At 61.1% G+C, this 22267-nt stretch carries 16 protein-coding genes; 5 read left to right on the top strand and 11 right to left on the bottom strand.

The genetic code is table 11. From position 1 onward, the window contains the following. Positions 1-28 precede the first annotated feature (28 nt). Complete coding sequence (locus L7A20_RS07955; RefSeq protein ID WP_237223024.1) at positions 29-1492, top strand: serine/threonine protein kinase; 1464 nt, start codon at positions 29-31, stop codon at positions 1490-1492. Between the two features lie 135 nt (positions 1493-1627). Here the strand turns inward: L7A20_RS07955 and L7A20_RS07950 are convergent, their stop codons facing one another. Together L7A20_RS07950 and L7A20_RS07945 are read right to left on the bottom strand one after the other, a co-directional pair. Then, on the bottom strand, positions 1628-2989 hold the full coding sequence (locus L7A20_RS07950; protein ID WP_237223023.1) for a class II 3-deoxy-7-phosphoheptulonate synthase: 1362 nt from the start codon (positions 2987-2989) through the stop codon (positions 1628-1630). A gap of 144 nt (positions 2990-3133) precedes the next feature. Next, entirely contained in the window at positions 3134-3877 is a 744-nt protein-coding gene (locus L7A20_RS07945; protein WP_237223022.1) for a lysophospholipid acyltransferase family protein, read from the bottom strand. A 295-nt stretch (positions 3878-4172) separates the two neighbouring features. Here L7A20_RS07945 and L7A20_RS07940 point away from each other — a divergent pair, with 295 nt between their 5' ends. Further along, positions 4173-6218, top strand: a complete 2046-nt coding sequence (locus L7A20_RS07940) for an AMP-dependent synthetase/ligase (RefSeq protein WP_237223021.1) — start codon at positions 4173-4175, stop codon at positions 6216-6218. Between the two features lie 224 nt (positions 6219-6442). Here L7A20_RS07940 and L7A20_RS07935 read toward each other — a convergent pair whose 3' ends face one another. The 3 genes from L7A20_RS07935 to L7A20_RS07925 all read right to left on the bottom strand — a co-directional run bounded on the left by L7A20_RS07935 (position 6443) and on the right by L7A20_RS07925 (position 11744). Then, the gene (locus L7A20_RS07935) at positions 6443-7849 is read right to left on the bottom strand and encodes a mycothione reductase (protein ID WP_237223020.1); all 1407 of its coding nucleotides are present in this window, start codon (positions 7847-7849) and stop codon (positions 6443-6445) included. A gap of 56 nt (positions 7850-7905) precedes the next feature. Beyond that, positions 7906-8124 carry a hypothetical protein gene (locus tag L7A20_RS07930; protein ID WP_237223019.1) on the bottom strand — a complete coding sequence of 73 codons (219 nt, stop codon included), beginning with the start codon at positions 8122-8124 and terminating at the stop codon, positions 7906-7908. A 170-nt stretch (positions 8125-8294) separates the two neighbouring features. Then, the gene (locus L7A20_RS07925) at positions 8295-11744 is read right to left on the bottom strand and encodes a pyruvate carboxylase (protein WP_237223018.1); all 3450 of its coding nucleotides are present in this window, start codon (positions 11742-11744) and stop codon (positions 8295-8297) included. Between the two features lie 291 nt (positions 11745-12035). Between L7A20_RS07925 and L7A20_RS07920 the strand changes: the two genes are divergently transcribed. After that, the gene (locus tag L7A20_RS07920; protein ID WP_237223111.1) at positions 12036-12854 is read left to right on the top strand and encodes a ParA family protein; all 819 of its coding nucleotides are present in this window, start codon (positions 12036-12038) and stop codon (positions 12852-12854) included. Positions 12855-12920: 66 nt separating this feature from the next. Here the strand turns inward: L7A20_RS07920 and L7A20_RS07915 are convergent, their stop codons facing one another. From L7A20_RS07915 to L7A20_RS07895, 5 genes are all read right to left on the bottom strand, one after another. Beyond that, positions 12921-13514 (bottom strand): MerR family transcriptional regulator, encoded by a 594-nt coding sequence (locus L7A20_RS07915; RefSeq protein WP_237223110.1) that lies wholly within the window; start codon positions 13512-13514, stop codon positions 12921-12923. 228 nt (positions 13515-13742) lie between these two features. Beyond that, positions 13743-14498, bottom strand: a complete 756-nt coding sequence (locus tag L7A20_RS07910) for a MerR family transcriptional regulator (RefSeq protein ID WP_237223017.1) — start codon at positions 14496-14498, stop codon at positions 13743-13745. 2 nt (positions 14499-14500) lie between these two features. Continuing rightward, positions 14501-14941: an FHA domain-containing protein gene (locus L7A20_RS07905; protein WP_237185455.1), complete on the bottom strand. Its 441-nt coding sequence runs from the start codon at positions 14939-14941 to the stop codon at positions 14501-14503. 278 nt (positions 14942-15219) lie between these two features. Continuing rightward, a complete protein-coding gene (gene gcvH, locus L7A20_RS07900; protein ID WP_135011394.1) occupies positions 15220-15606 on the bottom strand; it encodes a glycine cleavage system protein GcvH in 387 nt (128 codons plus the stop codon). A 240-nt stretch (positions 15607-15846) separates the two neighbouring features. Next, positions 15847-19332 carry a proline dehydrogenase family protein gene (locus L7A20_RS07895; RefSeq protein WP_237223016.1) on the bottom strand — a complete coding sequence of 1162 codons (3486 nt, stop codon included), beginning with the start codon at positions 19330-19332 and terminating at the stop codon, positions 15847-15849. A gap of 177 nt (positions 19333-19509) precedes the next feature. Here L7A20_RS07895 and L7A20_RS07890 point away from each other — a divergent pair, with 177 nt between their 5' ends. After that, on the top strand, positions 19510-20436 hold the full coding sequence (locus L7A20_RS07890) for a LysR family transcriptional regulator (RefSeq protein ID WP_237209194.1): 927 nt from the start codon (positions 19510-19512) through the stop codon (positions 20434-20436). Between the two features lie 5 nt (positions 20437-20441). After that, positions 20442-21398, top strand: coding sequence for a hypothetical protein (locus L7A20_RS07885; protein ID WP_237223015.1), 957 nt, complete (start codon positions 20442-20444; stop codon positions 21396-21398). On the opposite strand, the gene L7A20_RS07880 is transcribed toward L7A20_RS07885, so the two are convergent. Beyond that, positions 21395-22117, bottom strand: coding sequence for a CDP-alcohol phosphatidyltransferase family protein (locus tag L7A20_RS07880; RefSeq protein WP_237185460.1), 723 nt, complete (start codon positions 22115-22117; stop codon positions 21395-21397). The genes L7A20_RS07885 and L7A20_RS07880 overlap by 4 nt on opposite strands. Between the last annotated feature and the right edge of the window lie 150 nt (positions 22118-22267).

Genomic DNA, 22267 nt, shown 5'->3' with positions numbered 1-22267 from the left:
CCCAGGGGCCGCCCGTACAATAGTGAGGATGACTGATGACTTCTCTGCTATTCCCTGGCTGACCGGGGTTATTTTCAAGGGCCATTTTGAGGTGGGCCACCTGATTGCGCGCGGTGGTATGGCCGAGGTGTACCATGCGGTTGATCTGTGGTCAGATAACCCGGTGGCGCTCAAGGTGCTACTCCCCCACCTCTCTACCGACCCAGCTCAGCAACAGAAGTTTTTCCGAGAGGGCTCGGCGCTCAAGAAGATTCAGCATGAGAACGTTGTAGGTGTCATCGACGAGGGCACCGAGGTAGTTCACGGTCAGCAGGTCATGTTCTTGGTCTTAGAGTACGTGCACGGGTGTACCCTGGCGCAGCTGACGCAGCTACGACCGGTGCTCTCGGTGGGCGAGATGCTCGATATCATGATTCCTGCGGTTGAGGGCCTATCAGAGGTGCATGCCCACCATCTGATTCACCGCGATATCAAGCCCGCCAATATTCTCTTAGAGGCCGATACAGGGGGCGTTAAGCTCTCCGACTTTGGCCTAACGCGAAGGGCCGATCAAAGCGCCACCGGCCAACTCATGGGCACCCCCTCCTTCGTAGCTCCCGAAATCCTCGACGTTGCCTCACCAGTGGGCCCACCTGCCGATATTTTTGCCCTGGGCGTGATGATGTATCGCCTGCTCACCGGCCGTATGCCGTTTGCCGGGGCCGATAACGACCAGCAGGTGCTCTACCACAACATGAACACCGATATTCCCTCCCTCGCTCACCTGGCCGAGGGTATCTCTTCCGATATCGCGGGTGTGGTGAGCTGGTGCACCCGACGCAGCCCCCGCGACCGCCCCCAAGACGCCACCGAGCTCTACCGGGCCCTGCGCGATATTGAGGCCCGCGCCAGTGAGCAGGAGAAGGACTACCGGCTAGGTCAGGCGGATCAGCCAGCAACAACGCTATGGGAAGATGTCGCCGATATCGCTGAGCAGTCGGGGCGGGTGCGCCACGAGCAGACCGCTATCACCGGTTTTGGAGCCGCCGATGACCTACTCGATGCAGGTTCTTCTGGCCCGCTCAGCGATCACGAGCAGGCAGTGCGTTCAGCCGCGGACGCTCCCGTTGAGATTTACGCCCCCACCGACTTCCCCGGGGTTGGGCCCAAGACCGAGACCCAGGCTGTACTTGATGCCCAGCTATCTGAGCAAGAAGCCGACCAGGACCCAGCTGTCGTAGAACACTCCCCTATCTCAGCCGGCTACAACAGGCAGCGGGCTGCCGCCTACCGTAGCGAGCGCGCGGACGCAACACCCGCGTCCGCCCCGCAAGCAGCCTCGGCGCGCCCCGCCGACCCCGCCCAGTGGACCGAAGCCCAGCGCCGGACCCCGGCTGAGAGGTGGCGCCCGCCCCTCTCCCCGGTTTCTATAGTCCTGATTCTTGCTCTGGTTCTGTTGGGCTTTGTCGCAGCAGGTCTTGTGGGCTGGTGGCTGGCAAGCCTTATTCTCTAGCGCAGGCGGCCCTCACGCCAGTACAGAACCCGAGGGGAACACCCGGGCATAGAAAAGCCGCCGTGGCCCTATTCTTGAAACCTGTGTTCAAGAGAAGGCGACGGCGGCTTGCTCTGTGCCTTAAAGGCCTTAGCCTTAGCGGCGGGCCAGGTACTCAGCAACCTGGAAAGCGATTTCCAGGGACTGCTGGTGGTTCAGTCGGGGGTCACAGAGGGTCTCGTAACGGTCAGCGAAAGCTGCTTCTTCGATGGGGTCAGAACCGCCCAGGCATTCAGCGACGTCGTCGCCGGTCATCTCTACGTGGATACCGCCGGGGAAGGTGCCCAGGGCCTCGTGCACCTCGAAGAAGCCCTGAACCTCGTTCATGACGTCGTCGAAGCGGCGGGTCTTGTAACCGGACGGTACGGAGATGGTGTTGCCGTGCATGGGGTCGGTGACCCATACGACCTTGGCGCCTTCCTTCTGCACGCCCTCAACGATGGCGGGCAGGTTTTCGCGGATCTTGCCGGCGCCCATGCGGGTGATGAAGGTCAGTCGGCCGGGCTCGCGGTTGGGGTCCAGCTTGTCGATCAGGGCCATGGCATCGTCAGCAGTGGTGGTGGGGCCGAGCTTGACGCCGATGGGGTTGCGGACCTTGGAAAGGAAGTTGACGTGGGCATCATCCAGGCCGCGGGTACGCTCACCGATCCAGAGGAAGTGGGCGGAGGTGTCGTAGGGCAGGTGGGTGCGGGAGTCAACGCGGGTCATGGCGCGTTCGAAGTCCAGCAGCAGGGCCTCGTGGCCGGTGTAGACGTCGGTGGTCTTCAGGGGGCCGAAGTCGGTGCCGCAGGCTTCCATGAACTTAATAGCGCGGTCGATTTCACCGGCGATGGACTCGTAGCGGGCGTGGGCAGGGTTGGAGGTGAAGCCCTTGTTCCAGGAGTGCACCGAGCGCAGGTCAGCGAAGCCGCCCTTAGTGAAGGCCCGAATCAGGTTAAGGGTGCTGGCGCTGGTGTGGTAGCCGCGCAGCATACGGTTGGGGTCGTGCACACGGGATTCTTCGGTGAAGTCAAAGCCGTTGACCATTTCACCGCGGAAGGAGGGCAGGGTGACGCCGTCACGGGTTTCGTCGTTCGATGAGCGGGGCTTAGAGAACTGCCCTGCCATACGGCCCATCTTAACCACGGGCATAGAGGCCCCGTAGGTCAGCACAACGGCCATCTGCAGCAGGGTGCGCACACGGCCTGAAATCTTATCGGCGGTAGCACCAGCGAAAGTTTCGGCGCAGTCGCCGCCCTGCAGCAAGAAGGCTTCACCTTCAGCAACACGAGCCAGGTCGGCGCGCATCTGGTCAACCTCACCGGCAAAAACCAGCGGAGGAACGCTGTTCAGCTCATTGATGACGGCAGTAAAGTCGGGGTGCTCAGCCCACTGGGGGTGCTGGTCGATGTGCAGGGAGCGCCACTCTTCGAGTTCGGGGAAGTCGTTCGGGGTGGGTACGGCACCGGGGTTGGTCACGGGGTGACTCCTTTGTATGTGGTCGCTAGAGCCTAGCTGAAGGTTAGGCTCTTGTCTCTTATTCAAAAGTATTGGGGCTTAGGTGTAGGGTTCAAAGCTGTGTCCACCATGTGACATACAGCTCTTAGGACGGAGGCGGACGAGCTAGGAGCGGGTTTCAAGCAGACGACTGGTGGCCTCGTCCGCACTGATTCCTTCAGCCGTCATGAGCTTTTTAACGTCGGCCGCATAGACCGGGGTGATGGGGCGGCCGGTCATCTGGCTAATCCGCTCAATAACCAGGTCTGCCAGTTCCCGCTGGGCGGCCCATTCGTCGTCCCGCCCCAGATAGGGGGTCACATCGATGGGTTCACCGATGACGGTCTTCACCCGGATCGGTTTGCCGTCCTTCCGCAGGCGCAGGCGGTTGGAGCCAGGAACCTGCACGTCCTCGTTACCGAACTGGGCAACGGGGATAATGGGGACACCGGCCTCCAGAGCCAGGCGGGCCACACCAATTTTGGCCCGGTAGAGGCGAGCATCGGGGCTACGGGTCCCCTCGGGGTAGATACCCACGAGCTTGCCCTCGCGCAGGGCGGCAACAGCAGCAGCCAGAGATTCAGCCGACTTAGCACCACCGGAGCGGTCAATAGGTAGCTGGCCCACAGAAGTGAAGAACCACTTCATCAGGCGCCCCTTAAGACCGGGAGTAGTGAAGTAGTCTGACTTGGCCAAGAAAAATACCTGACGCGGAGCCGCAAGAGGCAAGAAAATAGAGTCAATAAAAGACACGTGGTTACTTGCCAGAATAGCGCCGCTTGCTGCCGGGATATTTTCAGCCCCCACGACCTCGTGGTGATAGGCCCGCTGCAAGAAGGGCTTGAGCACGGTGCGTAGCTGCATATACATGGTGTCTCTCCTTGCGATAGAGCAATGTCAGGGGTCTCGTGGCTAAAGCAGTCAGCGAGCGGCTTTCCACTACATATTGTATGCCCGAGTGTGACGAGTTATCTAAACCAGTCAGTATGAGTAAACCTCGCTGGCGGCGAAGCTATTCCCCTCAGAGCGTCACGCCCCTCAAAAGTAGGGTTATCGCCAGGGGCGGGCTGTAAAATGGCCAGGAAGAACCTCGTGCACAGGCATCGTTGCCGATGCACTTTACCCCTCCCCCGCCGCCGGGGCCCGTTAGAGACAAGGTAACACCGTGAAAGAAATTCACTCCCCCCAGATTGTTACTGTTGATCCGGCAGTTAACATCACCGACATGGTGGAACGCCGCGCTCAGGACAGCCGCAATCCTCTGGTCTACCGGGTGCAGAAATCAACCGGCAACTGGGTTCCCGTCACCGCCAAGGACTTCCGCCGTCAGGTCATTGATCTGGCTAAGGGCCTTATGGCAGCAGGTATTGGGGCAGGCGACGTCGTTGGCATTATGAGCCGTACCCGCTACGAGTGGACCCTGATTGACTTCGCTATCTGGTACGCGGGCGCTGTATCTGTACCCGTCTATGAGACCTCATCTCCTGCCCAGGCTGCCTGGGCTCTGTCTCACTCCGGTGCCAAGGCTGTCTTCGTTGAGAACAGCAAACTGGCAGACGTCATTAGCCAGGCCCGTGAGCTTACCGATGATGAGCTCTCCCTTGATGCTTTGAAGGACGTCTGGGTGATCGACGATTCGGTTCTCCCCACCCTGGTCTCTGGCGGCGTTTCTATCTCTGATGAGGAGGTCGAAGAACGCCGTTCTCTCGCCAACCTCGATACCGTGGCGACCATCGTCTATACCTCCGGTACCACCGGCCGCCCCAAGGCCTGCCCGATTACCCACGGCAACTTCGTCCGTCTCTCTGCCAATACCAAGCTCACCATCCCTGAGATTGCCAACGAGACCAACTCAACCCTGCTCTTCCTGCCCCTGGCCCACGTGCTGGGTCGCCTGATTCAGGTTCTGGCTTTCGATGCGGGCCTGACGGTAGGCCACGCCCCCAATATCAAGAACCTCTCCACCGACCTGGCGTCCTTCCAGCCCACCATGCTGCTGGTTGTGCCCCGCGTCTTTGAAAAGGTCTACGAGGGGGCTATCAAGAAGGCGGAAAAGGGCGGTAAGGTCAACGCCAAGCTCTTCCAGCGCTCAGTGGACGTGGCTATCAAGTGGTCCCAGGCCAAGATTGCGGGCAAGATGACCCGTGCCCTTACCCTGCAGCATAGGTTCTACGACAAGCTGGTCTACTCCAAGCTGCGCGACGCCATGGGCGGTAAGGTGCGCTTTGCGGTATCCGGCGGCGGACGCCTGGCCCCCCACTACGGCCACTTCTACCACGCTGTGGGCATCGAGGTCGTTGAGGGCTACGGCCTGACCGAGACCACCGCTCCCCTGGCCGTTGGCCGCATCCGCAACTTTGATATCGGCAACGTGGGTACCCTGATTCCCGGTGGCTCTGCCCGTATCGCTGAGGACGGCGAACTCGAGTTCAAGGGCATCGGCCTTATCTCTGGCTACCTCAACAACCCCGAAGAGAACGCTGCGGCCTTCACCGAGGACGGCTGGTTCCGCACCGGCGACCTGGCCCGTATCGACGATGACGGCAAAATCTTTATTACCGGCCGCAAGAAGGAAATCATTGTGACCGCCGGCGGTAAGAACGTCATGCCGGTACCCGCCGAAGACCGCCTGCGCCAGTCCCCCTTCGTCTCCCAGGCCATGCTGGTGGGCGACGAGAAGCCCTTCATCTCGGCACTCATTACCCTGGACCCAGACGTCCTGCCCGATGAGCTCGAGCGCATCGGGCTGCCCCGCACCCTCTCCCTCAAGGAGGCCTCCACCAACCCCCGCGTCCGTGAGGCTATCCAGAAGTTCATCGACGACGCCAACGCCTTTGTGTCGAGGGCCGAGTCTATCCGCGAGTTCCGCATTCTTGATAAGGACTTCACCGAGGCTGAGGGGCACCTGACCCCCTCCATGAAGGTGCGCCGCAAGCAGGTGCTGGCTGACTTCAACTCCTATGTTGAAGATATGTACAACCGCACCAAGTCCACCGTGACCGAGACCGCCGCTCACACCGCTGAGCGCGTTCAGGAGCTGCGTGCCGAGCAGACCGAGAAATGGGACCAGTTCAAGGCTGTACAGGCTGAGAAGATTCAGGAGTTCACCGAAACCCAGGGGCAGAAGCTGCACGAGCTGGCAGATAAGATCCAGCAGGTCGCTCCCCTACCCGGGGCGAAGGATCAGAACAACGAAGAGCGGGCTCAATAAAGCTTATTCATAAGCGGTTTCGCAGGCTCACGCTCGCTGCCGACCCTCTCGCCTGGTTCGCTTCGCTCACAAGGGCGATTCACGCCAGCCGCCGAGCCAGCAGCTTCGCTGTGAGCCTGCTACACCTCCCATTATGAATAAGCAGTAGCGCCTTTATCTGCCCGCATATAGAAGAATCCCCGAGCCAATTTCAGCTCGGGGATTTTTTATTTCTATTGGAAAGCCTAGTCGAGCTCTAGTCCCAGAAGGGCGTTTTCCACGACCTCGGTGAGGGCCGGATGGATCCAGTACTGGCCGCGAGCCATATCGCGAGCGCTCAGGCCAAAGCTCATGGCCTGAATCAGAGGCTGAATCAGGTTGGGGGAATCTTCACCGATCAGGTGGGCACCCAGTAGCTCCCCGGTATCCTTGCGGGCAATCAGCTTGCAGACACCTTCGCTATCGTCCATAGCCCAGCCGTAGGCTACGTCGCCGAACTTCTGTTCCTTGACGGTAATCTCAAACCCTTCAGCAGCAGCCTGCTCCCGTGCCTGGCTTTCGGTCAGGCCCACAGCGGCAATGGGCGGGTGCGTGAACACAGCAGCGGGCACGTAGCGGTGGTCGGTGGCCCGTAGCTGGTCGGGGTGCACGATATTCCACTGCACGGTGCGCATCTCGGCGTTCGCCACGTGCTTGAGCTGGTAGGGGGAGCTCACATCGCCCAGGGCCCAGACGCCCTTGACCGGCTGGCCGCCGGAGAGCACCCGCTGGTACTCATCCACCTGCACCAGGCCCCGCTCATCCACATCAAAGTAGGTGGCAGCATCGAGAGTATCGGAGTTGGGGGTGCGACCCGTTGCCACCAGCACCAGATCAGCGGGCACGGCAACCCGCTCACCGGCGTCCTCAAATACCACCGTCACAGACCCGTCGTCAGCAGCCTCGATAGCCTTCAGGGCGTGGTTGGTGCGCAGGTCCCACTGGCGGGCGGCCTCACGGGTAAAGATCTCGGCAATGGTATCGTCGTGGCTGCGGAGCAGGCGGTCTGAGCGCACAGCCTGGGTCACCTGAGCGCCAAGACCCGAGAAGACGTGAGCAAACTCGGCTGCGATGAAGCCGCCGCCAATGACCACCACGCGCTCGGGTAGCTCATCAATACGCATGACGGTATCTGAGGTGTGCACCTGGGGCAGGTCGATACCGGGGACCTGGGGCAGGGTAACACGGGATCCGGTAGCCAGCACCAGCTGGTCAGCGGTCAGCTCAAGGCCGGACGCCGTAACCACGCTCCGGGGGCCGGTCAGCTGAGCGTACTCCTCGTAGACATCCACGTTCTCAAGGGACTTCCGCCAGGCCAGCCCACCCTCGCTAATAGCGTCGATGCGGCCAAAGATTCGGTCGCGAATCTGCCGCCAGGCGGTGTGCTTGTGCTCTAGCTCTACACCCAGACGGGCAGCGTCCTTAGCGCGGGCAACGGTAGAGGCCGGGTAGACATACATCTTGGTGGGAATACAGCCCACGTTGAGGCAGGTACCGCCGAAGCGGCCGCCGTCGATGATGGCAATCTTCTTGCCCTCGTAGTCCTCGTTGGGCAGGGAGTTACCGGAGCCAGATCCGATAATGATGAGGTCGTAGTGGCGGGGTGAGCTCATGGGGCTACCTTTCGTGCGGGGTACGTCTGTGGTTTTCAACGGGATAGGCTAAGGTTTCATTCCCGGCTGTCAGCTCCACTGCGTGCCTGTGCTGCAGCTTCTGCGTTATCGCGGAAGTTCTTTTGCATCTGGCGGAAGACCAGCACGTTACCGACCACGATATGAAGGAAGCCGAGAATCATCACGTAGATATTCCAGCCGCCCTGCGGGGCGAGCACACCCAGTAGCAGCAGAATCGCTCCGAAACCAATAATCATCAGGTGAGTTACGTTCATGCTTTCTAGCCTACAGGCAGGGACCAGATTCCTCTCAAAATCCCTGTGCACAGCACATACTTTCGTCACTTTTCTGGTCCCTACTTGAGATAACAAGAGAGCGGACGCCCACCCCCGACTTTCGCAAGCCGGGTGCGGGCGTCCGCCCCTTGGGTATTCCTGATACGGGGTTACTTGACGTTGACCACGATCAGCAGGTCACCACCAGCTACCTGGGAGACCTCGTTGTAGACAACGCGCTCGACGGTGCCTGAGACCGCTGAGGTGATGGAGGCTTCCATCTTCATGGCCTCGATGGTGGCTACCTGGTCGCCGGCTGAGATTTCGTCGCCGGGCTTGACCGAGATAGACACGCCACCAGCGAAGGGGGCTGCGATGTGGCCAGGGTTAGAGGCGTCTGCCTTCTCAGCTTCCTTCACGTTGGACTCAACGGAGGTGTCGCGGACGTTGACGGTGCGCTGCTGGCCGTTCAGGGTGCAGATCACCTCGCGCATACCCTTTTCGTCGGGTTCTGAGATAGCCTGCAGGGTTGCAATCAGGCGCACGCCCTTACCCAGCGAAATCACGTGTTCACGCTTGAACATCATGCCGTAGAGGAAGTCGCGGGTGTGCAGAATCGACAGGTCGCCGAATTCCTCGCGGGCCTTCTCAAAGTCGCGGGTGGGCCCGGCAAAGAGGAGGCGGTTGAGGGTGGCGCGGCGGGTGGCTGAGTCCCCGTTCAGGGCTTCCAGGTCTTCGGCTGACAGGTCGTTGACCGAGGGCTTGGAGAGCTTACGGCCTTCCAGGGCACGGGTGCGGAAAGGCTCGGGCCAGCCAGCGGGCGGGGTGCCCAGCTCGCCGTTGAGGAAACCAATCACCGAGTCGGGGATATCGAACTTCTGCGGGTCCTTCTCGAAGTCCTCGGGTGAGACGCCCATGCCAACCAGCTGTAGGGCGAGGTCGCCAACAACCTTCGATGAGGGGGTTACCTTGACGATGTGCCCCAGCATGCGGTCAGCAGCTGCGTACATGTCTTCGATGTCCTCGAAGCGCTCCCCCAGGCCCAGGGCGGTTGCCTGAGCGCGCAGGTTGGAGAGCTGGCCACCGGGGATTTCGTGGGTGTAGACACGACCGGTGGGCGATGACAGGCCCATCTCGAAGGGCTTGTAGATGGCGCGGACGGCTTCCCAGTAGGGTTCCAGCGCGCAGGCAGCTTCCAGGGTGATGGAGGGGGCGCGGTCAGTGTACTGGAGGGCGCCAACCAGGGCGGAGAAGGAGGGCTGGGAGGTGGTACCTGCCATGGAGGCGGTTGCTACGTCGACGACGTCCACGCCTGCCTCAACGGCAGCCAGCAGGGTGCCGACCTGGCCACCTGCGGTGTCGTGGGTGTGCAGGTGAACCGGCAGGTCGAAGCGCTCGCGCAGGGCGGTGACCAGGCGGCGGGCAGCTTCCGGACGCAGCAGGCCGGCCATGTCCTTGATGGCAAGGATGTGGGCGCCGGCTTCTACCACCTGGTCAGCCAGGTTCAGGTAGTAGTCCAGGGTGTAGGTCTGCTCTGCAGGGTCCAGCATGTCGCCGGTGTAGCAGATAGCGACCTCGGCAACTGCGGTACCGGTGGCACGCACGGCCTTGATAGCCGGGGTCATCTGGGAGACGTCGTTGAGGGAGTCAAAGATACGGAAGATATCAACGCCGGTCTCGGCGGCTTCCTTGACGAATGCGTCGGTGACCTCGGTGGGGTACGGGGTGTAGCCCACGGTGTTGCGGCCGCGTAGCAGCATCTGGATGGGCAGGTTGGGCATGGCCGCACGCAGGTGGGCCAGACGCTCCCAGGGGTCCTCGGAGAGGAAGCGCAGGGCGACGTCGTAGGTTGCACCGCCCCAGGCTTCTACGGAGAAGAGCTCGGGGGTTACGTGGGCTACTGCGGGCGCGGCGGCTAGCAGGTCGCGGGTGCGGACGCGGGTGGCCAGCAGGGACTGGTGGGCGTCACGGAAGGTGGTGTCGGTGATCAGCACTTCCTTGGTGTCGCGTACAGCCTTGGCGAACCCTTCGGGGCCCAGTTCGAGCAGGCGCTGACGCCAGCCTGCCGGGGGCTCGTGGGTAGAAGCGTCGAAGGGTGAGCGGTAGGGCTCTTCGGTCTTATCACCGGGGAAAGCAGGTAGCTTCAAGCGGGGGTCAAGACCCTCGATACGCTCACCGTGGGGCTTATTGACGGTGACATTTGCCAGGTACTGCAGGGCCTTGGTGCCGCGGTCGGCTGAAGGCTTCTTGGTCAGCAGCTCGGGGTGCTCATCGATGAAGGGGGTGGAGACATCACCAGCACGGAAGGTGGGGTCTTCGAGTACCGCCTTGATGAAGGGGATGTTGGTGGCGACGCCGCGAATACGGAACTCGGCCAGGGCGCGAGAAGCGCGGCGGACGGCGTCCTCGAAGGTGCGGCCACGGCAGGTGAGCTTGACCAGCATGGAGTCAAAGTGGGGTGAAATCTGGGCACCGGTGTAGACGGTACCGCCGTCCAGGCGGATGCCAGAGCCACCGGCTGAGCGGTAGTAGGTAACCTTACCAACGTCGGGGCGGAAGCCGTTCGCCGGGTCTTCGGTAGTGATGCGGGACTGCAGGGCGAAGCCGCGCACGCGCAGGTCTTCCTGACGGATGCCCAGGTCTTCTAGGGTCTCACCGGCAGCGATCCGCATCTGCGACTGGACCAGGTCAACGTCGGTGACTTCTTCGGTCACGGTGTGCTCAACCTGAATGCGGGGGTTCATTTCGATAAAGACATGCTGGCCAGCGCGTTCACCGGCGGTATCGACCAGGAACTCCACGGTACCGGCGTTGACGTAGCCCAGTTCCTTGGCGAACTTAACAGCGTCGCGGAAGAGAGCCTGGCGGATCTCTTCATCGAGATTGGGGGCAGGCGCAATTTCAACGACCTTCTGGTGGCGGCGCTGAAGGGAGCAGTCGCGCTCAAAGAGGTGAACAATATTGCCTTCACCGTCAGCCAGAATCTGCACCTCGATGTGGCGGGGGCGCAGCACAGCCTGCTCTAGGAAGACAGTGGGGTCACCAAAAGCGGTATCAGCTTCGCGCATCGCCGCTTCCATAGCGCCGCGCAGGTCTTCACGCTTTTCGACGCGGCGCATACCGCGTCCACCGCCACCGGCAACTGCCTTAACGAAGATGGGGAAGCCGATTTCTTCTGCCTCTGCCAGCAGCTTCTCAACGTCGGAGCTGGGCTCGGTGGACTTGAGTACCGGGATACCTGCACGGCGGGCAGCCTTCAGCGCCTCAACCTTATTACCTGCCAGTTCTAGAACTTCCGGCGGGGGGCCAATGAAGGTGATGCCGGCGTCCGCAGCGGCACGGGCCAGCTCGGGGTTCTCAGAGAGGAAGCCGTAGCCCGGGTAGATAGCATCAGCGCCGGCTTCTTTGGCGACGCGAATAATCTCCTCAACATCGAGGTAGGCTCGGACGGGATGGCCCTCTTCACCAATTGGGTAGGCCTCATCAGCCTGCTGCCGGTGAATGGAGTGGCGGTCTTCATACGGGAAGACGCCGACGGTCTTAGCGCCGAGCTCGTAGGCCGCGCGGTAGGCGCGGATTGCGATTTCGCCGCGGTTAGCGACCAGAATCTTTGAAAACATTTTCTTCCGTTCCGCCCCACCCAGCACAGCGGGGTGCGGTGAGGCTAAGCCACAGTTCGTGTGTGAACACCTCAAATATATCTTTAGACTTCCTAAAGCACCTGGTTTTGTCTCATTTTTTGTGATGCGGGACGTAATGAAAAGATTTTATTGTGAGCATGACTACACAGTGCCTTGTTGCTCGCTGTGAGCTTGCCTGACTTTCTGCACCGCTTGGCGGTAGCTGGTACACCTCTTCGGTAGCATAGAAGGTCAGTGTGTATCCGCCGAATTTGAGAGGCTTTCGTGGCAATGAGCAGCGTGGTAAGTATCAGCAGTCTAAAAGGCGGCGTAGGCAAAACATCGGTCGTGCTGGGGCTGGCGTCCGCTGCTCAGGCAAGCAGCCTGCGCACCCTCGTCATCGACCTCGACCCCCACGGGGACGCCTCAACCGGCCTCGGCGTGAACACCGCCGAAGGCACCGACATGGGTACCATTCTGCTCGCCCCTTCCGATTTTTCCCTGGCGGACGAGCTCGCCCCCGCTTCGTGGGCCGCCCTCGGCAGCCTGGGCAACGCCTCCCGCACCGGACTGGACGCAGGCACCTGGGTTGGGCGCGCGTCCGCCCGTCTCACCTCCCTAGAACAGCTCGACTCAGCCACCCTGCTCCCCCGCCTGGCAGACCTCCTTGAGCCTGTCCGTGAGAGCTTTGACCTGATTCTCATCGACTGCCCGCCCACCCTGGGCCGTCTCACCGAGATGGCATGGGCTGCTTCTGACCGGGTGCTGTCTGTCGCCGAGCCTTCCCTCTTCTCTGTCGCGGGCTCCGAACGCACCCTGCGCGCCATTGCCCGCTTCGAAGCCAATACCCCCTATGCCGTGGAGTCTGCCTCTATCGTGATCAATAAGGTACGTGCAGGCGACCCCGAACACGACTATCGCATCGAGGAAATGAAGGTGCTCTTTGGCGACCTGGTCGCTGAGACTATCCTGCCCGAGACGCACCTGCTCCAGCGCATTCAGGGGTCCGCCTACCCCGTGCACTACTGGCCCGAGGAAGAAGCCCAGGAACTCGCCAGCGCCTTCACCGCGCTGCTGGCCGGTCTGTACGACGCAGGTACTGATAGATAGGAATAGAGCGCAACAAAAAACTACCCCGCCTTCGCATCTGCGAGGCGGGGTAGTTTTCTATGTTCTTTAGGCGCCGGCTTTGCGGGCGCGGCGGGCCGAAAGTTCGTCGTGGATCTCGGTCTCTGCCTGGACTTCCTGGGCGGTGCTTTCGCCGGGCAGTTCGCTCAGCGATACTTCCAGTTCGCGCCAGACGCGACCGATAGCGATACCGAAGACGCCCTGGCCTGCCTGTACCAGGTCAATGACCTCAGAGGCTGAGGTGCATTCGTAGACCGAGGCGCCGTCAGACATGAGGGTGATTCCAGCAAGATCCTCAACGCCGCGGGAACGCAGGTGGTCGACCGAGGTGCGAATCTGCTGCAGGGATACACCGGTATCGAGCAGGCTCTTGACAATCTTGAGTACGAGCACATCGCGGAAAGAGTAAAGACGCTGGGAGCCAGAGCCCTGGGCTGAGCGGACGGTGGGCTCCACCAGGTGGGTGCGAGCCCAGTAGTCGAGCTGGCGGTAGGTAATACCCGCTGCCTTGCAGGCGGTGGGGCCGCGGTAGCCCAGGTTCTCATCAACCAGAGAAACGGGGTCGTCAAAGAGGACGCCCTGCTCACCCACCGGGGAGGTGCGGGGCATGACGTCTTCGAAGCCCAACAGGGGCTGATCCATGGGGGCAGGTACGCCTCGAAGCGCGGCGGGGGCGCTAGGGTCACCGTTGTACTGTGTCACGGTTTGAGGTTCCTTCCCTTGAACTGATCATGGACTCTCTTATCCTACCTGCCCAGTAACCCTTTTGCCGGTTAATCGGTCGGCAGGGGCACCGGCGTTTTAACGTGGTTCTGGTCATTAAGACAGACCACGTTCACCCGGTACCCCATCACGCAAGGATAGGTGGGGTTAGTCGAAGCTGGGCATACTCCCGGCAACCAGGGCCATGTGCAGACGGAGCAGAAGCTGGGCAATATCACCGGCGAGTTCAGCAGCACGGGCCTGGGATTCTTCGTCCTTGCGCAGGGCCAGGGGGCCCACCGCGGTTTCTACCAGGTCGACTTCGCGGTCGGCGGCGGCCCGGAAGGCTCGCAGGTGGCGCGGGTGCAGGCCGTGGGCGGTGAGCTGGTCACTCACCCTGGTGACGGCCAGGTCGTACTGGTCGTATTCTTCTTTGTTGTCTGCCAGCAGACCGTAGTTCATGAGCTCACGCAGCAGGGGCATATCGACCCCGGCTTCCTGACCCAACTCACGCAGAGTGTAGGTGCGGGCAGGTTCTGCCTCTGCTGCCGGGCGGGCGCTCGGCAGCTCTTCGGCACCCGGCTGCGCGGACGCGTCCGCCCCGCTCCCCTGCCCCTCGGCAGGTTCGCTACCGGGGGCGGGTGCTAGCCCCGCGTCGATGTCAGCCAGGCGCTGACGAATCACCTTGAGCGGCAGGTACTGGTCGCGCTGCAGCTGCAGCACAAAACGCAGGCGCTCAATATCTTCTTCGGAGTACTTGCGGTAACCGGTATTGGTACGCTGCGGGCTCACCAGACCCTTATCTTCAAGAAAGCGAATCTTCGAGGCGCTAATGCCCTCAAATTCCCCTTCAAGGGCGCTGAGCACCTGACCGATGGTCTTATTTTTTGCCCCAGCAGTTTCAGCAGAGTGAGCCTGAGCCATGGTTACTGCCCCTGGCCCTGGTAGAAGGCGAAGTGGAACTTGCCGATGTAGATTTCGTCGCCGTTGCGCAGGTAGGCCTCGTCCACGCGGTCTTTGTTCACGTAGGTGCCGTTCAGGGAGTCAGCATCGGTCAGGATGAAGCTGCCCGCGTTGGGGATGAAGAGGGCGTGGCGGCGGGAGACGGTGACGTCGTCCAGGTAGATGTCTGACTGGGGGCTACGGCCTGCGATGATGGGCAGGTCAGCGCCGTCTTCGTCGGTTTCGGGGTTCAGGAGGAAGCGGGCGCCCTTGAACTGGCCATCCAGACCAATGAGGACGGCTGAGCCGGCGGGCAGGGTTGCCAGCAGGTCGCGTTCTTCGGCGGTGGGGTTATGGGACTGGGATACACCCAGGGCTACCATGGCGATGGTGCTTGTGGGCGGGTGTGCTTCATGCTGGGCCATACGGTCTCGTCCTTATGTCTTCGGGCGGCGGGGCCTACGCCCGTACTGTGCCTGTGTTCTAAATGTTATGTGTGGTGTGGTGTAAGCGGTTCAAGGTCACGAAATGGTAAACAGTGAACCGTTCGTTTAATCTTAGCCACTTCGCCTCTATTCTGCCCGGTTCGCGCCGTGTTCTCCCACCAAATTTTCCTGTTTTTTACCTAGAGCAAAAGGACCGCCTTTCCCTGCGGAAAAGGCGGCCCTTGCACGGGCTCATAGCGTGGTGCTACTGACGGGTTTTAGGCGATTTCTGCCTCGTAGTCAGCGGCTGAGAGCAGGCCTTCGATGTCTGCGGCGTCGTTGGGGCGAACCTCGATGAGCCAGCCCGCGCCGTAGGGGTCTGAGTTGACGGTTTCGGGGGCATCTGCCAGGTCTTCGTTGACGGCCACGACTTCACCGGCGATGGGAGCAAAGAGGTCAGAGACGCTCTTGGTGGATTCGATTTCGCCGAAGGTTGCTTCTGCGTCGATGGTTTCGCCTACCTCGGGCAGGTCGACGTAGACGACGTCGCCCAGTTCGCTCTGTGCGTGGTCGGTAACACCGATGCGGACGGTGCCATCAGCGGTGAGTTCGCTGACCCACTCGTGCTCTTTGGTGTACTTGAGTTCTGCAGGAACGTTGCTCATCGGAGGTGTCCTTTTCTTTTGTGGGACTTCTGTGGGAGTGCCGATCGAGGTGCGTGAAACTCGACGAGGTGAGCTCCGACGAGGGAGAAGGAGCTCTCACCTAACGATTATATGACACAGGGTACAGGTGCTGGTGGCGGGCGCCACCGAAACGGCCGGGTTTTCTCTTAAATAAAAAGGACGCCCCACCCCACTTCCCTGCGGAGGGGAAGCGGGGTGGGGCGTCCTTACCTAGACCTCTTAGATAACACCCTCAGAGAACTTGTAGGGGTTGCCGAAGCGGTGGGCGGTGATGGAGACTGCCTGCTCGCGGACGAAGGGCAGCATCTCGATGCGGCCGGCTTCGGTAACAGGCTGGAAGTAGACCGCGATGTCGGGGCGGCCATCGAGTGCCTCGTAGATGCTGGTGGCGTCGCTACCGATGTAGCGGATGCGGGCACCTTCGAAGGCGGTTCCCTCAAGCTGCTTTGAGGGGGTCTTTGCAATCTTGGCCAGCGAAGCACGGTAGGCGGCGTCGCTCTGCTCAACCAGGGTGACGCCCGCACCGCGCAGGGCGCCGGCAACAGCCACCGGGATACTCTGGCCGGTGGAGAACTCGATGGTGGCACCGGCTGCTACACCTGCCAGCAGGACGCGCAGGGCGCGGTCGCGGTCGCCGTCCTCATCCAGACGCACCTGGACGGTGGTGGGCAGGTAGCGCAGGATGTTGCGCTCAACGCCCAGCTGGCTGGGGTCGTGGCCCACACCGAACTCGGTGGCCCAGGCCTCGGCATCGGAGCTTGCCGCGCGGGCCAGCATGTCGAGGGAACCGTCGTTGGTGGCGGTGGGTTCGCGCAGGGCAGCCAGGATGGAGCGGACGCCCGCGTGTGAGGGGGCGGTGGTGGCGGTGGACTCTGCGGTCTCCCAGTCGGAGAGGGCAACCAGGTAGTTGGGGCCACCGGCCTTGGTGCCGGAACCTACGGTTGACTTCTTCCAGCCACCGAAGGGCTGACGCTGCACGATAGCGCCGGTGATGCCGCGGTTGACGTAGAGGTTACCTGCCTGGACCTTGGAGAGCCAGAGTTCCAGCTCGCCGGAGTCAAGGGAGTGCAAGCCTGCGGTCAGACCGTAGTCGGTGGCGTTCTGCAGCTCGATAGCCTCTTCGAGGGTAGCGGCCTTCATGACACCCAGGATGGGGCCGAAGTACTCGGTCAGGTGGTATTCACTGCCGGGCTTGACGCCTGCGCGAACGCCGGGTGACCAGAGGCGGCCGGTCTCATCGAGCTGTTCGGGCTTGATGATCCAGGTTTCACCCTCGCCCAGGGTGGTCAAGCCTCGCTTGAGCTTGCCCTCGGGCTTCTCGATGACGGGACCCATTTCTGACTCGATGTCCTGGGGGTGGGCAACGTGCAGGGACTTCACAGCGTCAACCAGCTGGTTGTAGAAGCGCTTGGACTCCCCTACCGAACCAACCAGAATCACGGTGGATGCAGCCGAGCACTTCTGGCCCGCGTGGCCGAAGGCTGAGTAGACGACGTCCTTGACCGCCAGGTCGAGGTCGGCATTGGGGGTGACGATGATGGAGTTCTTGCCGGAGGTCTCGCCGAAGAGGGGCAGGTCCTTACGCCAGGATCGGAACATCTCGGCGGTCTCGTAGCCACCGGTCAGAATCAGGCGGTCAACGGCGGGGTGGGCAATCATCTTTGAACCGGCATCACGGTCGGTGACCTTGACCAGGCGCAGGGCCTCGCGGGGTACGCCAGCTTCCCACAGCACCTCAGCAATGAGAGCACCGATGCGGGCGGTGTTGGAGGCGGGCTTGAAGATAACCGCTGAACCCGCTGCCAGGGCTGAGATAACGCCACCGACGGGAATCGCGGTGGGGAAGTTCCACGGCGGGATGACCAGGGTCAACTTAACCGGGTGATGCTGGGCGCCGTCTACCGAGTCGAGGCGCTCTGCCAGCATGGCGTAGTAGTAGGCAAAGTCAACGGCTTCTGAGACTTCAACGTCGCCCTGGTCCAGGGTCTTGCCAGCCTCGTGCGCCATGATTTCCATGAAGTCGCCGCGGCGTACTGCCAGGGCTACCGCTACCTTACGCAGAATCTCAGCACGCTCTGAAGCGGGGCGGGCACCCCACGCCTCGCCAGCTGCCACGGTCTCGGCAACCAGGGTTTCGGCGTCCTCGGCAGAACCCAACTCATTGGCGGCCAGGGTTTCGATACCGATCTGGGTGGTCTTTGAGCGCTCCAGGATGGCGCGGCCCCACTCGCGGTTACCGGCCAGGGCGGGGTCGGTATCGGGGGTGTTTTCGAAGGTGCCATCGGCAGGCTTGAAGACGTTCTCTTCGGTTTCTTCCAGACGGTTCTGGGTGCGCTGCGGGGGCTGCACCTCGTCGGTGACCTCATTCAGGGAACGCAGGAAGCGGTTCTTCTCGCGGTCAAAGAGGGCGGGTGAAGAGTCGAGGTCAAAGACGGCGCTCATGAAGTTCTCGCTTGAGGCGTTTTCCTCCAGGCGGCGAACCAGGTAGGAGATTGCGACGTCGAACTCTTCGGGGCGTACGACGGGGGTATAGAGCAGCAGGTGGCCTACGCGCTGGCGAATGACCTCAGCCTGCTGGGAGGCCATACCGATGAGCATTTCGAACTCGATGTCCTTTTCGACACCGCGGTCTTCGGCCAGCAGCAGGGCGAAGGCGACGTCGAAGAGGTTGTGGCCGGCAACACCCAGGCGGATGTTCTTGATGTGCTCGGGCTGCAGGGCGTAGTTGAGGATGCGCTTGTAGTTGGTATCTGAGTCCTGCTTGGAGTCGCAGGTGGTCAGGGGCCAACCGTGTACAGCGGCTTCAACCTTCTCCATAGAAAGGTTGGCACCCTTAACCAGGCGGACCTTAATACGGGCACCACCGGCCTCAACGCGCTTAGCTGCCCATTCCTGCAGGCGCTGCATCGCAGCCAGGGTGTCGGGCAGGTAGGCCTGGAGCACGATACCGGCTTCAAGGTTTTTCAGGTGGGGTTGGTCAAGGATCTTGGTGAAGACCTCGATGGTCATATCGAGGTCCTTGTACTCTTCCATGTCCAGGTTGATGAACTTCTGGGCGGGAGAGTTAGCGGCCAGCTCGTAGAGGGGGGTGAGGCGGCGGACGGCTTCGTCCACGACTTCTTCGAAGGCCCAGTGGGAGTGGGGGCCAGAAACGGAGGAAACCTTAATGGAGACGTAGTCGACGTCGTCGCGGGCCAGCAGGCGCTTGGTTTCGGTCAGGCGGCGCTCTGCTTCGCGGTCACCGAGCACTGCTTCACCGAGCAGGTTGATGTTGAGCTTGTTGCCGGTTGAGGTGAGGTGCTTGATGGCGGGGCCCAGCTTTTCGTCGCGGGCATCGACAATCAGGTGACCAACCATCTGACGCAGGACGGTGCGGGCGATCGGCACGGTGGGCCAGGAGGCCTTAGCAGCCAGCTTGCCGCCCAGACCTACGGCGCTCTTCATGTACCAGGGCAGGAAGGAGGGGACGATGGGGGCAATGCGGCCCAGGTTCTTACCGGCAACGGCCTGGTCTTCGGGGCGTACCACACCGTCGACAAAGCCGACGGTAAATTCAAGGCCGTTGGGGTCCTTCAGGACGCCTGCCAGCTTCTCTGCTGCGGGGTCGGCGGGGATGTTCTGGGCTGCTTTGACCCAGTCGGCGACGAGCTGGACGGCCTGGTCAGCTAGCTGCTGATGGTGGGTATCGCTAAAAGGCTGTGCCAAGGGTGGTACCTCCTGCTAGCCCGCACAAGGGCGGGGTGAATTTGTTGCTTGTTATCCATTTCACCATCTTTAGGTGTAAGTTACACTATTAGAAAAAATGAATATTATTTAGGCAGTACGTTTAGTTCTGCTAATCTGTATTCGTGACGCTATTCACCCCTTCCTAAGGAGTGCCCCATGTACGATTTGCGCCGCCTGGCCATGCTGCTTGAGATCCACGAGCGAGGCACGCTCGCCGCTACAGCTAAAGCCCTACACCTGACGTCCTCCGCTATATCCCAGCAGATAACCACCCTGGAAAAAGAGGTGGGCACTCCCCTGCTGCGTAAGGTGGGGCGCCGGGTGGAGCTGACCACCGAGGCTCTGATTCTGGTGGAGAGCACCCGCAATATTTTGAAGGAGCTGGACGCCGCCCGCACCCGCATCACCCTGCTGGAGGGGGTACCTGCCGGGCAGGTACGACTGGCGATTTTCCAATCGGCAGCCAAGGCTCTGTTGCCGGGCGCCCTGGCTCATCTGGCGGAGCACGCCCCGCAGGTGCAGCTACACGTGGTGCAGATTGACCCCGAAACCGGTCTCTCACTGACCCGAAGCCGGGAGTTTGACCTTGTGATTGCAGAATCCTACCCCCACCACTACATTCCCGAGTACCCCGAGCTCACCTCTGAACTCTTGACCGAGGACGCCCTCAACCTGGTAGTTGCCGCCGATTCTGAGGTTGAGAGCTTGGACGATGCTGCCCGCCTACCCTGGGTTTTTGAGGGTGAGCACAACACATCACGTACCTGGGGTATCAATCAGTGCCGGGCTGCGGGGTTTGAGCCGCAGGTGCGCTATGTAATCGATGATTTGAACACGCATTTGCAGCTGGCAGCGGGCGGGGCAGCGGCCATTATGCCGTCCTTTGCCTTGCCCGCTGCCGGCAACGAGCTAAGCCGGGCACACGGGGTGAAGGCTATTCCGCTGCCAGGTGCCCCCTACCGCGAAATTTATGTGGCTACCCGCACCGAAAGCACAGGCCAACCCGCTATTAGGGCGGTGAAGGACGCCCTGCAAACAGCGGTGGCCACTCCCCCGCATCTGGGCCCAAAAAGAAGGCAGTAAAACACATGTTCACCCTTTTTTCAGTTGCAGAGACCCCCATCGCCCAAGATTTTTCCCTTGACCCCACCGTACTGGCTGAAGTAGCTGACACTCCATGCCTAGGGCGCTTACTCTCTTCCCATGTACTTGAGGTTGAATCTCTGAGTTATTTGGGTAGCCAAGCCCCCACCGCGGCAATGGAAAACCTGGGACCTGCCCTTCGCTATTCCATAGAACGGCGGATTTGCCTCTGGCTCGGTCTTGTAGATGTAAATGACCTACCCCGCATCCAGGCTATTCTTGGTGACTCCTGCCAAGTAGCGGGCCCAGAAGTCAGCCCACCTGAGAGCTGGAAACACCGTCTACCTACAAGCTCCAGCGTCCAGCCCATCGCCGTCAGCCCCCAGCGACTCCTGCGGATCCTCCTAGCCCCCTCCAGCCCCCTCCAAGAATGTACCCTGCGGCACCTTGAAGGCATCGACCCCAAACGTATAGCCAGGTCAGAACTCCTTGAGCTGCAGAGCAAGGGAATCCCCATGGTTCCCCGCTCCCTACCATTCCGGCTAGCCCATTCACCGATAGTGTGGGCCTACGCCCTGATCATGCTCTATTCGGCATGCCGGGCAATTCCGGTGGCCTTCCTGCCAGGTTTCCAGGGCAACATATGGATACTGTGGGGCCTAGACGTCGGCGGGGCCCTCCCCTATGCCTGGGGTGTCATTGCCATGTTTACCGCCCAAAAGGTCCTGGTACGCCTTGCCGCCCTCGTCCTTGCGCTTATTACCTTCCTGGCCCCCTATGCCTATTTCTGGTCCGCTGGCCAACACTACCCTTTCTATGTCAATGTCATTGTGGCCTGCATTATCACCTGCGCGGTAGGATTTGAAGTTTTCCGATATATACGCGAAAAACGGGTGCGGGCCCGAGTAGCTCAGGCAGGCGCTCCCCTTGTCACCGATAACTGCGGTGGGTGCTTATCCTAGTCAGCCAGTTTTCTGGGCTGCTCTGCACCGAAGAAGGTCCGCCAGGCACAGGTGACAACGAACCAGCCCCCGCTGATCCAAAAAGCCACCAGCAACCAGAAGGGTTTTGCGGGGGCAAGGGCAATGAGGGCAGCCGTTGCTGCAATCCAAACAGTGATAGCTGCGATGTTAATACCCATAAACCTCTTCACACGGAAAGGATGGGTGTAATAGGTGGGGGTCAGGGTCAAGACGGCCAGGAGGACGATAGCAATGATATTGAAGGTGGCACCGGTGCCCATAATAAACATCACGGCAGCAACGATATTCCAGGCTGCGGGGAACCCAACGAAGTAGAAATCGCTGGATTTCCACTGTTCGTTGGCGTAGCAAAACATGGAAGAGGTCAGAACCAGAATAACGAGGGCCAAGGCCACAGGCTGCGGGCCGAGTGGTAGGGCAAGGTACATGAAGAGGGCAGGGATGAAGGTCCAGGTGAGGTAGTCGACGGCGATGTCGACGATTCCTCCGTCAAACCAGGGGATGACGTCCTTAACCCGGGCCTTACGGGCCAGGGTTCCGTCAACAGCGTCAACGACTAAGGCAATGCCCAGCCACAGCCACATAGCGGTGTAGTCCCCTTCTATGAGGGCGATCCCGGCGAGGGTTGCCCAGGCGAGGCCTGTGAGAGTGAAGGCGTGGACGAGCCAGGCGGCTAGTCGCTGTTTGGCGGTTGGCATGGTTGCCCTTTCTGGCGTATGAAGTGGCTGCTGAGGTCTAAGGGTCGGTCTCTACTGTAGCTGTTTTTGGTCCCGACCCTCAGCGTCCAGTGCCCACTTTTCTTTCGAATGTCTGTAAGATTTTCGGACGTTCGAAAGAAAGGCGGGCAG

The sequence above is a fragment of the Rothia nasimurium genome (assembly GCF_928381415.1).
GTDB classification, from domain to species: Bacteria; Actinomycetota; Actinomycetes; order Actinomycetales; family Micrococcaceae; genus Rothia; species Rothia nasimurium_H.
This window is presented reverse-complemented; position numbering and strand designations above follow the sequence as displayed.

Coding starts and splice junctions, on each gene's coding strand:
- gcvH (WP_135011394.1), bottom strand. CDS start 15,606: ATGAGCAACGTTCCTGCAGAACTCAAGTACACCAAAGAGCACGAGTGG.
- L7A20_RS07945 (WP_237223022.1), bottom strand. CDS start 3,877: ATGTATATGCAGCTACGCACCGTGCTCAAGCCCTTCTTGCAGCGGGCC.
- L7A20_RS07925 (WP_237223018.1), bottom strand. CDS start 11,744: ATGTTTTCAAAGATTCTGGTCGCTAACCGCGGCGAAATCGCAATCCGC.
- L7A20_RS07885 (WP_237223015.1), top strand. CDS start 20,442: ATGTTCACCCTTTTTTCAGTTGCAGAGACCCCCATCGCCCAAGATTTT.
- L7A20_RS07880 (WP_237185460.1), bottom strand. CDS start 22,117: ATGCCAACCGCCAAACAGCGACTAGCCGCCTGGCTCGTCCACGCCTTC.
- L7A20_RS07955 (WP_237223024.1), top strand. CDS start 29: ATGACTGATGACTTCTCTGCTATTCCCTGGCTGACCGGGGTTATTTTC.
- L7A20_RS07905 (WP_237185455.1), bottom strand. CDS start 14,941: ATGGCCCAGCATGAAGCACACCCGCCCACAAGCACCATCGCCATGGTA.
- L7A20_RS07930 (WP_237223019.1), bottom strand. CDS start 8,124: ATGAACGTAACTCACCTGATGATTATTGGTTTCGGAGCGATTCTGCTG.
- L7A20_RS07890 (WP_237209194.1), top strand. CDS start 19,510: ATGTACGATTTGCGCCGCCTGGCCATGCTGCTTGAGATCCACGAGCGA.
- L7A20_RS07915 (WP_237223110.1), bottom strand. CDS start 13,514: ATGGATCAGCCCCTGTTGGGCTTCGAAGACGTCATGCCCCGCACCTCC.
- L7A20_RS07910 (WP_237223017.1), bottom strand. CDS start 14,498: ATGGCTCAGGCTCACTCTGCTGAAACTGCTGGGGCAAAAAATAAGACC.
- L7A20_RS07920 (WP_237223111.1), top strand. CDS start 12,036: ATGAGCAGCGTGGTAAGTATCAGCAGTCTAAAAGGCGGCGTAGGCAAA.
- L7A20_RS07935 (WP_237223020.1), bottom strand. CDS start 7,849: ATGAGCTCACCCCGCCACTACGACCTCATCATTATCGGATCTGGCTCC.